This is a genomic window from Shewanella sp. Choline-02u-19 (genome assembly GCF_002836205.1).
Classification (GTDB): Bacteria; Pseudomonadota; Gammaproteobacteria; order Enterobacterales; family Shewanellaceae; genus Shewanella.
The window spans coordinates 1,066,927-1,080,734 of the sequence record NZ_PJBE01000012.1; the positions used below are offsets into that span (position 1 = coordinate 1,066,927).

The following is a 13,808-nucleotide window of genomic DNA, read 5'->3' on the forward strand; positions in this document are numbered from 1 at the left end:
CCGTATAGACGTCTATAATGCGCGCACAAAGCGGTAACCTAAGGTTATTGCAGTGTAACAACAATTAAAAATAACTAACTAGTCAACTTTATTGGTGCCTTAACTTTCAGCTTAAATGTTGAGTAAGGATAATCGGGAAGTCAGTTAAATTCTGACACTGCCCCCGCAACGGTGAATGGTGAGAGACAGGCGTATTAAAGCTTGTATTCGCATATCGATACTTAAATCGATATAGAACCTAAGTCCGGAGACCGGCCTGTAAAGTGATTTCGATGATTTCGGCGGGCAGATCTCGAAGTGCGGCAGTGTGCAAATGTAGCGATGGAGTTTTAGCGCTTAACTATTTGTCATTCCGTGACGCATTGCCCCGTTTTCCTTTAGGAGTCAAGGGCAAATGGGTATCAAACCATCTAAAATTGCGTTGCTTATCAGCGGCGTATTCAGCTTAACTGCATTGCCTGTACTGGCAGCAGAATCCAGCCAACAACTTGTCGTTGACGAAACGATCACTGTCACCGGTGCACGTTTTGACAGAACGACTGATCAGCAACTTACCGTCATTAATACCATTGAACGTGAAGAGATAGAGCGTCTGAATCCCAAATCTATTGCAGACGTTTTAGAAATTCTGCCGGGCGTAAGCGTCACGCGTAATGGTGGAGCGGGTCAAACCACTTCAGTTAGCATTCGTGGCAGTAACTCAAGTCATGTCTTAGTTATTGTTGATGGCGTAAAAGTGGGCTCAGCGACACTTGGCTCGGTTAGCTTCAACAGCATATCGCCAGAAAATATTGAGCGTATAGAAGTCTTAAAAGGACCTAGAGCCTCTGTTTGGGGCAGTGATGCCATTGGTGGCGTGATTCAAATATTTACTCGCCAACTTAAAAGCGGCGAAGGCTTTGTTGGTGCTGAGTACGGTACTAATGATTATCTTCGTGGCTCAGCTGGTTTTGGAATGGAGCACGGGGAGGGCAGTAGCACACTAGTTGTAAGTCGTGAGCAATCAAATGGCTATGATGTTTATGACGGTGCAGAATCTGAAAATGATGCTGATGGTTACGACCGTACCTCTATATCACTTAAAGGTTCACAATTACTTAGCCAGCAGTGGCAGGCACTCTGGAGCGGTCAATACGACAGAGGCAACAATCAATTTGATGATATTTATGGCAGTGGTGGTGTGGATGAGTCTGATTATGCCAATTACCTTTGGAATTTAGGTACGCAATATACTGGCGGAAAATATACCAGTAAGTTGACGTTTAGCCAGTCTCGAGATTATAACGAGAACTTCCGTGGTGATAACGTGGCTGCCGGAATTGCCAAATATGAAACTAAGCGTAAGCAAGTGAATTGGAGCAATCAATACCTCGTTGGAAATGGCTTGAATTTAAGCGGTGGCGTTGATTGGTCAAATGAAGCTGTGCTTGGCGATTACGCGCAAAATGACCGCGACATCGTTGGTGCTTATCTGTTGGTTGAGAAGCAATGGCAGAAGCTACTTGCTGAAGTCGCAGTTCGTTATGATGACGTAGAAAATGTCGATAGCGAAACGACTTATAACCTAAGTCTGGCTTACCAGTTTAATGAACAATGGCGTTTGTCGGCAACAACCGGCACAGCGTTTAAGGTGCCAACGTTTAATGACCTGTACTGGCCTGGTTCAGGTAATCCTGAACTGTTGTCAGAAACATCTGAAAGTTACGATATGACCTTGAACTATCGACGTAATGATGTTCAAGCTTATGTCAGCTTCTTCAAGAACGACATCGATAACCTAATTGCTTGGGCTCCTACGGGGATCATTGGCGATAACGGTTGGGAGATCTGGAAACCTGCTAATGTTAACAATGCCGAAATCACTGGCGCTGAATTTTTTACTAAGTTTGGCTTGTTTGGCCTAGAGCATCAGTTAGCGTATACCTATTTAGATACTGAAGATAAAGCGACTGAAAAGGCACTTACTGGCCGTAGCGAGAATGAGTTTAACTATTCGTTGAGTTATCAATGGCAAGATTTTGATCTGTTGGCTAACTATCATTATCAAGGCAAGCGATACGCAGGCTACGACCAATACTTGGACGCATATCATCAGTTAGATCTGGGGCTAGGGTATAAGGTGACTGATAATTGGCAACTGCGTTTAAAAGCCAATAATGTGTTTGATGAAGAGATTGTCTCAGTGGCAAACTACTTCAGCCCTGGAAGAGAAGTCTTCTTCAGCGTGAGTTACAACGCACTGTAATAGAGCGTGCAGTAGAAGCTCAGCCAGAGTTAAGTAAAATAAAGCCAGTCATCAAGGTGACTGGTTTTTTTGTATCTGCAGCTCGTGGTGAGTCTAGCGCTATCTGAGTCCGGCATACCGGTTTTGAGGCTGGGTTGGTTGTGTTCGCGGTTTTCAAATGGCAGATGCAAAAAAACCTCGCTAGGCGAGGTTTCATGTTGAGTACTTAAGGTCTTACTTGCCTTAGACTCTGGTCTAAATGTTGCTACACCTAAACTAAATATTGGTGCCCGAACCCGGAATCGAACCAGGGACACGAGGATTTTCAATCCTCTGCTCTACCGACTGAGCTATTCGGGCAACGGCGCTATTAAAAGGCTTTTACTGATTTGAGTCAACTATTTTTTGCTAAATGGTGCTTTCTTTTGTTCGCACGTTGAATTATCCAGCGTTTAGCTGCAGAACTAAGCGATTCATTGCAATGGATCACTTTGGTAGCGTTACGATGAAGTAATGTTAAAGTTATGTGAATTTATTAGGCCTTTCCACGGTCTTGTCTTTATACAGAGAAAAAGATCGACGAGGAGAAATTGTTTGGGGCTTCACATTCGAACTGTTTGGACTATTCAGCGCCATCCATTAGGACTGTTTGTCAGTATCATTTTGTTGATCCTGCTCTCTTTGTTAGGTCTGCATAGACTCAACCTCGATGTTAACTTTAGTGATTACTTCTCACCAACCGATCCTCGGTTTGTAGCGTTTAACCAGATGAACGATAGTTTCGAACGCCACGACCAATTATGGCTACTACTTGAAAGTAAGCAAGATTGGCGAGAAGCGGAGCTTACTGAACCTCTTCTCACCTTTATAGAACAGTTAAAAGGCAATCCAAATGTATTAAGTGTTCAGGGCTACAATCAGTTTCTTCAAGGTGATGCTAGCGCGGATAAGATACTTAATTATAAAAAACATCCACGCCTAGCGTCTGTTTTATCGGAAAATGGCCAAGCCATACTATTACAACTAAAACTAAATGAGGCACAGTCTAAATCCTTTGCTACGCGCAGTGTGTGGTTGATGAGCACACTTGATGAAATCGATGCTGCAACAAGTGCTTTCTGGCTGCCAATGAATGTAAATTGTTATCTCAACGGCACGCATGCCTTAAATTGGCAATATGCCAAAGTGCTACGTCATGACTTACTTTGGTTTGCACCCTCGTTATTGGGTATTATCTTTTTGATGGCAGCGCTTTTTATCAGGCAAAAAGTGTGGATTACTGCGTTATGTCTTAATAGCGTTATAACCCTTATTTTGACCTTAGGCATCGCGGCTTGGTTAAAGCTAACATTGGCTGCGATAAGCGCCTTTGTCCCTGTGATTATTGTGACACTGGCTTTGGCGTATGCATCTCATCTCTATTTTGCTTGGCGGCGTGCAATCAACTTAGGTAAGTCAAATACTCAAGCACTTGAGCACAGCGTTAGCGTCAATCAAGCGCCACTATTTTACTCTACCTTGACTACCATATTGGGTTTCTGCTTATTAATGTTTAGCCCATCGCCACCCATACAGAGCTTTGGTTTATTGGTAGCATTTGCGGTTCTGTGTAATTACCTATTAAGCCTAACCACATTAATCTACTTTGCTGGTTTTTCTAAGCCCACTAAACAGACTGAAATGAACTTTGGTTCAGTACTATCACTCGCCAAATATAATGTAAAAAGACCCAATGCTGTAATACTTGGGATTGTATTGCTTAGTGTTCTCTCACTGATAAGCGTATCCAAGCTAACCCTCAATGATGACCCCTTAGGTTACTTCGAATCGAATAACTCCTTCACAGTATCTAGTCAAAAAATGCGACAGTACTTTGCGGGGATCAACTTACAACACTATGTTGTTAGTAGTAAAGCAGGTGCTCAGCTTGATAAAGTTGAATTGGCTTTTATTTATAAATTTGCTCGTTATCTAAAAGCACAACCTGAGGTTAATAAGGTTCAGCATCTGGGTGATTGGATCAAAAGTACCGGTATGGGGCAGAACCAGTTTAAGCGTTTATTAACTGAAAAGTCAGTCGTGCAATTACGCTTACAAAGCGAACTAAATAAGCGCAAGAATGCCAGTTTAGTGACCTTGTATTTAGTGCCAATGACAGCGATGGAGTTGGTGGTATTTGAAACTAAAGTGAATACTTGGTTAGCAAGCAATGCTCAAAATATTGATGTCAGCCCGTCTCTTGGCAGTAATTTATTGTTTGCCCATCTCAGTATCGACAATGCTAATAATATGCTGATTTCATTCGGTGTGGCGTTACTTGCGCTAGCGGCGCTGCTCAGTATATTGAAACGCTCGTTAGTCTTTGGCTTGATGGGACTATTACTTAATTTTTTACCCTTACTGTGGGTGTTTGCTCTATGGCAACTCAATGGTGGTTTTATCAGCCTCGGTACCGCGGTTGTATTGGGGATGATGCTGGGCGTTATTGTCGACGATACTTTGCATTTGATGCTTAGATTGCCCAGTAAAGATTGCGGTGACAGTGACACTACTGTGATGTGGGATGCATTAAGCAAAGTCTTACCCGTGATCACCTTTACCACGCTTGCCATCGCCTTGGGGTTTTCTATCGGGTTAATGTCTGATTTTGCGCCTATCTCACAACTGAGTTTGCTCTCTTGTTTGGTGGTGCTATTTGCTTGGGGCTTTGATGTTTTGATGTTACCTGTGCTTTACCAGCGCTGGATATTAAGGAGAAAGCATGCAGACTAAGGTACTTACTCGCTGTTTTCCGCTTAAGCCTGTTACAGGGGCTAATACAGCTTTGACTGCAAATAGTCAGCGGATCATGTGTTGGCTCGGAGATACTCAACACAAGCCAGTGCAATTTAGCGATACTCAAACAGATGCAATGAGTCGCCTATTACCCTTATTACTGTGCGGTGAACAGTCGGCACAGTTAGTTTTTAACAGTGAGATCCAGCGTTTAGCCGCAGAGCACCAGCATTCTTTAGTGGTCTGCTTACAAGATGTCGAAGCGGACGAGCATCGTCATGATATTGCACTGCAACAGGTAGCGCATTCATTGAGTGAATTGCCCGAGTTCACTCAAGTGCAAAGAAAAGCAAAACGCTTTTATGCGCATCTGGGACGGGTGAGTACTTACAGTGAACATTTTGTCCGAATTGCCATATTAGATACCTGTGTCACCCATATTATGCAAGCGTTTGAACATTGCCATTTAGGCGAGGAACATCGCTTTTCTCAATTGTGTGGCCTCATTAAGAAAGATGAAGCAAAGCATGTCTACGTTAGCCGTAAACACGCGATAGCACTTGGAGCAACGTTGAATCAATTTTCCCATCAGCATGAGTACGTCGTGGGTGATTTGATGACGTTACTGCAGACTCAAGGCGATGCATTTGAGTCAATGGGGGTCTGTTTGGATAGACTTAATCAAAAACTGGAGGCTAAATGGCGGTAAAATTTGCAAAGCATTCGCTGTGTTTAAAAGGGATCGCTCACGCTTTGCCTCATACCAACATTAGTAACGAACTGCTGCTTGAAAAGCTCAAGTATCAATGTGGCTTACTAACTGCGAGAAAAGCCAAAGCAATTGCTCGCAGAATTGGCATACAGGGGCGACATTTAACCCGCAATCTTGATACCGCGACCAGTGCGCCGTCACCGACGAGTATCGAGCTGAGTGTACAAGCGTTAAAGGGGGCACTTGCCGCGGCAAACGTTGAAATGGAGCAGCTAGACTATCTGCTTTCCCATACATGCACACCCCATACTCAGGTGCCTCCAAATGCTGCGTGGATAGCAGACAAACAGGCATACCATGGTCCTTATTTAGAATTACGCCAAGCCTGCACCGGTTTTGCCAATGGTCTGCAGATAGCGTCTGCCTTTTGTGCTGTTAATCAGCAACCAGTGGCAATAGTGGGCTGTGAGACGGGGTCGGTCTTCTTTGATATGGATAATCGATTTATCGATACTGAACAGTTAGTCAATTATGTGCAAATGGGAGATGGTGCTGCAGCGGTAGTGTTGGCCCCTATTGAGCAAGCAAACGGTGCCTCTGGGATTATTTCTGATATCTATTTAGGTCATATCGGCATTGGTAAAGACGCTGGCTTTTATCTTGATGGTGGTTCTAATGATGTTGCTAATAAGCAAATGGCGAGGTTTCACCATAATACTGCGGCTGTTAGGAAGCAGGGCAGCCAATTATTTGAACTTGGATTAGCGGCTCTGCAGTCTCATGGACACCATCTTGATGACTTTCGTTTTATTTTACCTCACCAAGCGAACGGTCATATTGATACTCTCTTAGCTGAAGCGCTGAGCATTGAACCTAGTCGTGTTATTAACGATGCTAAATGGCTGGGTAATTTAGGCTCAGCGGCAATATGGGTCAGCCTCTCTAGACTGATCAATTCTGGCGTATTAGAAACGGGTGACAAAGTGATGATATTAGGCGCAGAGGCAACTAAATACTTATATGGTGGATTTGTTTACCAACATTCGTAAATCTATTAAAAAAAATAAAGGCCTCATTTGAGGCCTTTATTTTTTATAACCAGTCATAAAACACGGTTATTAATTACTGTTTCGCGAGTAACTTATTGCTTGGAAAGTTAGCTTTCATGACCATAAGTGCATGCTCTTTAAGCTTATCTTGTCCTAACTCACCATATGCTTTAGACATGATCTCTAAAGCTCTTTCGGTGGACGGTGTACCAGGATAACCTTCCATTACTAGCTGGGCACGAATAGCGGCTGCACTCCATGCATTCATTTTTATGTAGTATTCAGCTACCTTGATCGAGTAAAGTGCTAGTCTATTTTTTAAGTGTTGCATGCGTTTTTGCGCATCTGCTGCATACTTGCTGTTTGGATAAGACTTAACCAGTCTGTCAAAATCCTTAAATGCATCTTGTGCTGCTTTAGGATCACGATCAGATCTATCGATATTTAACATGTCGTGGAAAAGGTAGCGATCAGACTGCATATTGACAAGACCGCGCATATAATAAACGTAATCAATATCTTTATGTGTTGGATTTAATCTAATAAAACGGTCGATGTTAGCAATGCCTGAAGCTGGGTCATCAAGCTTGTAGTAAGCAAATATTAAATCGAGTTGGACTTGTGTTTTATGAGGTCCAAACGGGAAACGGGAATCTAAAGCTTCTAAAGAACGAACTGCTTTGCTGTAGTTTCCCAGCTCCATAGAGGTTCTTGCTTGAGAATAAAGCACTTCAGGTGAACTTTTGATCATTGCAGGATCTTCGCCCTGTTTACTACTACAGGCCGTAGCAGCAAGCGAAATTAGCACTACAGCAACACTTTTGGCAAATTTATGCATACTTGAATTCGATTCTTTTAAAGTTATAGTTATGAATTTTTCCATTTCACGATAAAATAGAAACAATCCGATTGTAACAGATAGTAAACATTTTTGGACCCCGAAACGTGGGTACGGTTCATATGACTCAAGAGATTAAACTAAAAAGCGAGATAACATCAACACAATCAGGCCAAAGATTGGACCAGACTCTGGCTGATTTGTTCCCTGATTACTCGCGAACACGCATTAAAGAGTGGATTCTGTCCGGTGCAGTATACATCGATGGCACAGTTGCTGATAAACCCAGAGTGAAAGTTCTGGAAGGTCAGGACGTCGTCGTAGATGCAACACTGGAAGAGGAAACATCCGCAAAAGCCGAAGCGATAGATCTTGATATTATTTATGAAGATGATCATATTTTGGTTATCAATAAGCAAGCAGGTCTAGTAGTACATCCTGGTGCTGGTAATCAAGACGGTACGCTAATGAATGCATTACTGCATCATTGCCCTGGTATCGAGTTGGTACCGCGAGCAGGTATTGTGCATCGTTTGGATAAAGACACTTCCGGTTTAATGGTTGTGGCTAAAACAGTTGAAGCACAAACTCATTTGGTTACGGCACTGCAAGCTCGTGAGATCACTCGTGAATACGAAGCGATTGTTCTCGGTGGGATTATTGCGGGCGGTACAGTCGATGAACCTATCGATCGTCACCCAAGCAAACGTACACATATGGCTGTAGTGCACAATGGCAAGCCGGCGATGACACATTATCGCGTGGCTGAAAAGTTCAGACTGCATACGCGTTTACGCCTTCGCCTAGAATCTGGTCGTACACACCAAATTCGTGTGCATATGGCTTATATCGGCCATGTATTGGTCGGTGATCCTGTTTATGCAGGTCGACCGCGTCCTCCAAAAGGGGCTGCGCCAGACTTTTTTGAAACCTATATGGCTTTCAGACGACAAGCATTGCATGCGATTCGACTTGAACTAGCACATCCTTTCACTTGTGAAGTGATGAGCTGGCGAGCGCCTGTTCCTGCTGATATGGTGAAGCTGACTAAAGCTCTTCGTCAAGATACGATTGATAATCCACCTGTTATTTAATGACAGATGTTTTCGATGAGAAACAAGCTTGGTTTATTCCTCCGGGGGTAAACTTAGCTTTTTCGACTCGACAAGGTGGCATAAGCTTACCCCCTTTTGATAGCCTCAACCTCGGTGCCCATGTCGGTGATAATATCACTTGCGTCAACGGTAACCGGCAAATCATTTTGCAACGCCTAAACCTTCCTGTAGCCCCTGCTTGGCTTGAGCAAACTCACAGTATTAACCTTGTTGATGCCGATAACAGCAAAGTCCATCAGGCAGATGGGAGCTACTGTAATAACAGCAACCAAGTGTGTGTGGTGATGACTGCTGATTGTCTTCCTATTTTACTGTGTGATAAAAACGGAACCGAGGTCGCAGCGGTTCATGCTGGTTGGCGCGGGTTGTGTGACGGTATTATTGAAGCGGCAATAAACAAATTTTCGCATTCTCCACAAGAGATCGTTGCTTACTTAGGACCTGCAATTGGGCCTAGAGCTTTTGAAGTTGGCTCTGAAGTAAAACAACAATTCGAAGTAAAGCATCCAGAGGCTCGGCACTGTTTTGTCCCTGCAAGTGAACATCTTAGCCATAAATACCTCGCTGATCTTCAGGGATTGGCAAAACTCAGATTAGCCAAAGCGGGTGTGAAAACCCTTTTTGCTGACACGCGTTGTACGGTAACGGATCATGAATCATTTTTTTCTTATCGCCGCGACGGTATCACTGGCAGAATGGCATCATTTATTTGGCTCGATGCTTAAAAAATAACTTGAATTTGCTCGGTTAGCCCCCATATTTTAGTTATCAGATGCTTTACTGTCTTGTAGAGCAAACCTATTCTTGTTTGTATCAAAGCGTGAATGGATTAAGTACTCCAATTAGGAGTTTCCAACTCGGTGCGCCATGCATGTCCCAGCTACAAACCTAACTGAGTTATCGGAGGAATGATGCGACTCGACCGTATGACAAATAAATTCCAAATTGCTATCTCGGATGCTCAATCATTGGCATTGGGCCGAGACCACCAATTTATAGAGCCAGCCCACTTGATGATGGCATTGCTGAATCAAGACGGCGGTTCCATTCACCCATTATTGACCCAAGCGGGCATTAAGGTGAGTACTTTGCGCTCGTTACTGAGCCAAGAGTTAGAACAACGACCAAAAGTAGAAGGCACGGGCGGAGATGTTCAGTTATCTCAAGCGCTGATCCGTGTGCTGAATTTGTGCGATAAATTAGCGCAAAAGCGCAAAGACAAATTTATCTCAAGTGAGCTATTTGTATTAGCTGCACTCGAAGGGAGTGATGCCCTAGCACAGGCGTTAAAGAAGTCTGGTGCAACAAAAGCGTTAATGGAGTCGACCATAGAACAGATGCGTAATGGCCAAAAGGTTGATGATCCTAATGCTGAGGATCAACGTCAAGCGCTGAAAAAGTTCACCGTTGATCTCACTGAGCGAGCAGAGCAGGGCAAGTTAGACCCCGTAATTGGTCGTGATGACGAAATTCGTCGTACGATCCAAGTATTGCAACGTCGTAGTAAAAATAATCCTGTATTGATCGGTGATCCCGGGGTCGGTAAGACGGCCATTGTTGAAGGGTTAGCACAGCGGATCATTAACAATGAAGTACCTGAAGGCATTAAAAATAAGCGGGTACTATCTTTGGATATGGGCGCATTGATTGCTGGTGCGAAATATCGTGGTGAATTTGAAGAACGTCTAAAAGCGGTTCTTAATGAGCTTTCTCAAGAAGAGGGCCAAGTTATCCTCTTTATTGATGAACTGCACACTATGGTCGGTGCTGGTAAAGGCGATGGCGCAATGGATGCGGGAAATATGCTTAAACCAGCATTGGCACGTGGCGATCTACATTGTGTCGGTGCGACAACATTAGATGAGTACAGAAAATATATTGAAAAGGATGCTGCGTTAGAGCGTCGTTTTCAAAAAGTGCTGGTGGATGAGCCTAACGTTGAAGATACCATTGCTATTTTACGTGGTCTCAAAGAGCGTTATGAGCTGCATCATCATGTTGAAATTACTGACCCTGCAATTGTTGCGGCTGCGACCATGTCTAATCGCTATATTTCAGACAGAAAGCTACCTGACAAAGCGATCGACCTGATTGATGAAGCTGCATCGAGCATCAGAATCCAGATAGATTCGAAGCCCGAATCTCTCGATCGACTCGAACGTCGTGCTATTCAGTTAAAACTTGAAGAGCAAGCGGTAAGGAAAGAGGAAGATGAAGCGAGTTTACGACGTTTAGAGGTACTTCGCACTGAGCTAAAAGAGGTTGAGGCAAAAGCGGCTGAGCTAAATGAGATTTGGCACACCGAAAAAGCCGCGCTTGCTGGGACCCAGCATATCAAGGCTGATTTAGAGCAGGCTAGAATGGATTTAGAGGTCGCGAGACGTGCCGGTGATTTAACGCGGATGTCAGAGTTACAGTATGGCCGTATCCCCGCGCTTGAAAAACAGCTCGACTTGGCAGCCCAAGCTGAAATGCAAGATATGACCTTACTGCGTAATAAAGTGACAGACGTTGAGATCGCTGAAGTGTTATCTAAAGCGACCGGGATCCCAGTGTCAAAGATGCTTGAAGGCGAGCGGGAAAAGTTATTGCAGATGGAAGATGCGTTACATGAACGCGTCATCGGTCAGAACGAAGCGGTTGATTCTGTATCTAATGCGATTCGTCGCAGTAGAGCAGGCCTTTCCGATCCGAGTCGTCCTATCGGTTCTTTTCTATTTTTAGGTCCGACGGGAGTGGGGAAAACAGAGCTTTGTAAGTCACTGGCCAAGTTTCTATTTGATACTGAATCTGCACTAGTACGAATTGATATGTCTGAGTTTATGGAGAAGCATTCTGTATCACGTTTGGTCGGAGCGCCTCCTGGATATGTAGGTTATGAAGAGGGCGGCTATTTAACTGAAGCGGTAAGACGTAAACCTTATTCTGTTATTTTGCTTGATGAGGTCGAAAAGGCACATCCTGATGTGTTTAATATCTTATTACAGGTATTAGATGATGGTCGTTTAACTGATGGCCAAGGTCGAACTGTCGATTTTCGTAATACGGTAGTGATCATGACGTCAAATCTCGGTTCTGATGTTATTCAAGCAGGCTTTGGTGCACAAAGCTACGAAGAGATGAAGTCCAATGTGATGCAGGTCGTGACGCAGCACTTTAGACCGGAGTTTTTAAACCGTATTGACGAATCCGTGGTTTTCCATCCGCTGGATAAAGCTAATATTGCCCATATTGCTGCGATTCAAATAGAGGCGCTACAGCTTAGGTTGGCTGAAAAAGACTACGAGCTTGAGATCAGTGCTGAAGCATTAGCCGTTATTGCGGATGCGGGATACGATCCTATTTATGGGGCGAGACCGCTAAAACGAGCTCTACAGCAAGAGGTTGAAAATCCACTAGCTCAAAAGATCTTAAGCGGACAACTTCAACCTGGAACGCCGATACAAGTCTCGGTTGTCGCGGGACAACTCAACTTTACGCAGTAACACCGTCGTTTAGTCGGTAACTCTGTTCGTTTTATAGTGGCATCAACGAAAGTTGATGTCACTTTTTGATGTATCACTAGCAATTTATATTCTATTGCTAGTACAGCTTTACTTCCCTTGTAGTGTCAAGCCTACCGAATAGAACGACTTCTGCATCATATTGACCATATGTTTGTATTATCCAATTATTCAACAATACTTAATGTTATTAAAATAATATAGATAGCGGTCAGTAGCAGTGTTCAAGTACCACGGCTATTGGGGGCATTTAACTTAATTACAGGGAGGCAATAGTATGAAACGTCAGTTAACAATTATCGTTTTAGCGTCAATGACAATCGTAGGTTGTGCAGACTCAAACCGTGACAAAGAGCAAACATCGGCGCCCTATATTGGTGAGGGTAATCAAGAATATGAAAGCTTGTATCATTATGGATATTATCGTGGTTGTAAAAATGCTTATGTAATGAAGAAACAACAAGCAGAGCTTTATGACTCAGTAGCGAAGGATACAGCCCTTGATGGGCTTGATAAATTTGATGATGGTTGGAAAGCGGGTCTTAAAGCATGTGAAGATGGTGTGACGCGTTCAATGTATAACCTTACGGCTAGCAAGTAGCTCGTGGGCTTGAAACAGACTCAAACGGAGTCTGTTTCTATATTTGCTCGTTCAATGTTCGTTAGTTCTCGCAAAATAAAGAGACACGCTCTTTTTGTTCGGTAATAGCAGCTTGTCGCTGCTCTTCTGTCATTGCTACGGTTTTGCCTGTATCTGCACTCTTTTTATTAAGTTTTGAATGACTGCTTAATACATTCAGGCTGTGCTTAGCACTTTCGCAAATTGTTTTAGCTTGTGCTTTATCTGATTTCTTTATTGCGAGTGCCGACTTCTCTAACTCCGTAGGGACTTTTACTAATGGGGCCGAGACTGTTGGCGCTACACTGCCTATTTTAGCCGGCTGAATGTCTTCGCTATAGATTTTTTTAGCTTCTTTTTGCGCGGGAGGTTCCTGACTAAAGTGAGTTACGCCTTGTTCATCAACCCATGTATAAATTTCGCTAGCATATGAATGAGTGCTAAATAGACTCGCGAACAGTAAAACGCCACAAAGCTTTATCCAAAGCGATTGAGCTAATACACCTTGACTATGTCCGCTTCTAGTAAGGTCATTTGTTGGTTCTAATATCATTTATTACCTTCCATAGCTTTATCTATGATTAGTTTCGAAGATGCAACTAACATCACTCATGCTAGCGTGATAACGAGATTAATAGCAACTGAGAAAGTTTTACCTCTATATAGGTGAAACAAAACGCTCTTACTCTATTTGCCCATTAAAATACGCTATGAAGACGTAAAACAATCAGAATAATAAGGCTGAGTATTAGAACAAATGGCAATCAGCGGCCTGTCTTGCATGATATATATTCATTGTGAGTGGTTTATGCGCAGGCAGCGCGTTTAATTACTTTTTATTCAGAAAGCCTCTTGTGCTCCATCAGTATTCCCCTATAATGCGCATCCACTGACACGGCACAGCAGGCCAACTACTTAGGTAGTACGGGACTTGCAGCAGTGTTAGAGAGTTAAAACTCTTCGGAGATTTGAT

The 13,808-nt window shown here is 43.4% G+C and carries 10 protein-coding genes, 1 tRNA gene and 1 riboswitch; of the genes, 8 read left to right on the forward strand and 3 right to left on the reverse strand.

Annotated elements, in window-relative coordinates; genetic code table 11:
• Positions 1-75 precede the first annotated feature (75 nt).
• Positions 76-274, forward strand: a riboswitch (cobalamin riboswitch).
• Between the two features lie 120 nt (positions 275-394).
• Positions 395-2,245 (forward strand): TonB-dependent receptor domain-containing protein, encoded by a 1,851-nt coding sequence (locus tag CXF83_RS06745; RefSeq protein ID WP_101091454.1) that lies wholly within the window; start codon positions 395-397, stop codon positions 2,243-2,245.
• 263 nt (positions 2,246-2,508) lie between these two features.
• Here CXF83_RS06745 and CXF83_RS06750 read toward each other — a convergent pair.
• Positions 2,509-2,584: transfer RNA gene (locus tag CXF83_RS06750), tRNA-Phe, on the reverse strand.
• A gap of 234 nt (positions 2,585-2,818) precedes the next feature.
• On the opposite strand from CXF83_RS06750, the gene CXF83_RS06755 reads away from it, so the two are divergent.
• Genes CXF83_RS06755 through CXF83_RS06765 form a run of 3 tightly spaced genes read left to right on the forward strand, consistent with a single transcriptional unit; the run spans position 2,819 to position 6,760 of the window.
• Entirely contained in the window at positions 2,819-4,996 is a 2,178-nt protein-coding gene (locus CXF83_RS06755; RefSeq protein WP_232775050.1) for an efflux RND transporter permease subunit, read from the forward strand.
• Positions 4,986-5,708 (forward strand): hypothetical protein, encoded by a 723-nt coding sequence (locus CXF83_RS06760; RefSeq protein WP_101091455.1) that lies wholly within the window; start codon positions 4,986-4,988, stop codon positions 5,706-5,708. Before CXF83_RS06755 ends, CXF83_RS06760 begins: the two co-directional genes overlap by 11 nt.
• Complete coding sequence (locus CXF83_RS06765) at positions 5,699-6,760, forward strand: 3-oxoacyl-ACP synthase III family protein (protein ID WP_101091456.1); 1,062 nt, start codon at positions 5,699-5,701, stop codon at positions 6,758-6,760. Before CXF83_RS06760 ends, CXF83_RS06765 begins: the two co-directional genes overlap by 10 nt.
• A gap of 73 nt (positions 6,761-6,833) precedes the next feature.
• Here CXF83_RS06765 and CXF83_RS06770 read toward each other — a convergent pair whose 3' ends face one another.
• A complete protein-coding gene (locus CXF83_RS06770) occupies positions 6,834-7,598 on the reverse strand; it encodes an outer membrane protein assembly factor BamD (protein WP_101091457.1) in 765 nt (254 codons plus the stop codon).
• Positions 7,599-7,720: 122 nt separating this feature from the next.
• Here CXF83_RS06770 and rluD point away from each other — a divergent pair, with 122 nt between their 5' ends.
• The 4 genes from rluD to CXF83_RS06790 all read left to right on the forward strand — a co-directional run bounded on the left by rluD (position 7,721) and on the right by CXF83_RS06790 (position 12,817).
• Entirely contained in the window at positions 7,721-8,692 is a 972-nt protein-coding gene (gene rluD / locus CXF83_RS06775; RefSeq protein WP_101091479.1) for a 23S rRNA pseudouridine(1911/1915/1917) synthase RluD, read from the forward strand.
• Positions 8,692-9,438, forward strand: coding sequence for a peptidoglycan editing factor PgeF (gene pgeF, locus CXF83_RS06780; protein WP_101091458.1), 747 nt, complete (start codon positions 8,692-8,694; stop codon positions 9,436-9,438). The genes rluD and pgeF overlap by 1 nt, the downstream gene beginning before the upstream one ends.
• Positions 9,439-9,624: 186 nt before the next feature.
• On the forward strand, positions 9,625-12,198 hold the full coding sequence (gene clpB / locus CXF83_RS06785; protein WP_101091459.1) for an ATP-dependent chaperone ClpB: 2,574 nt from the start codon (positions 9,625-9,627) through the stop codon (positions 12,196-12,198).
• Positions 12,199-12,493: 295 nt separating this feature from the next.
• Positions 12,494-12,817 carry a hypothetical protein gene (locus CXF83_RS06790; protein ID WP_101091460.1) on the forward strand — a complete coding sequence of 108 codons (324 nt, stop codon included), beginning with the start codon at positions 12,494-12,496 and terminating at the stop codon, positions 12,815-12,817.
• 61 nt (positions 12,818-12,878) lie between these two features.
• Here the strand turns inward: CXF83_RS06790 and CXF83_RS06795 are convergent, their stop codons facing one another.
• Positions 12,879-13,388: a DUF4124 domain-containing protein gene (locus tag CXF83_RS06795; protein ID WP_101091461.1), complete on the reverse strand. Its 510-nt coding sequence runs from the start codon at positions 13,386-13,388 to the stop codon at positions 12,879-12,881.
• Between the last annotated feature and the right edge of the window lie 420 nt (positions 13,389-13,808).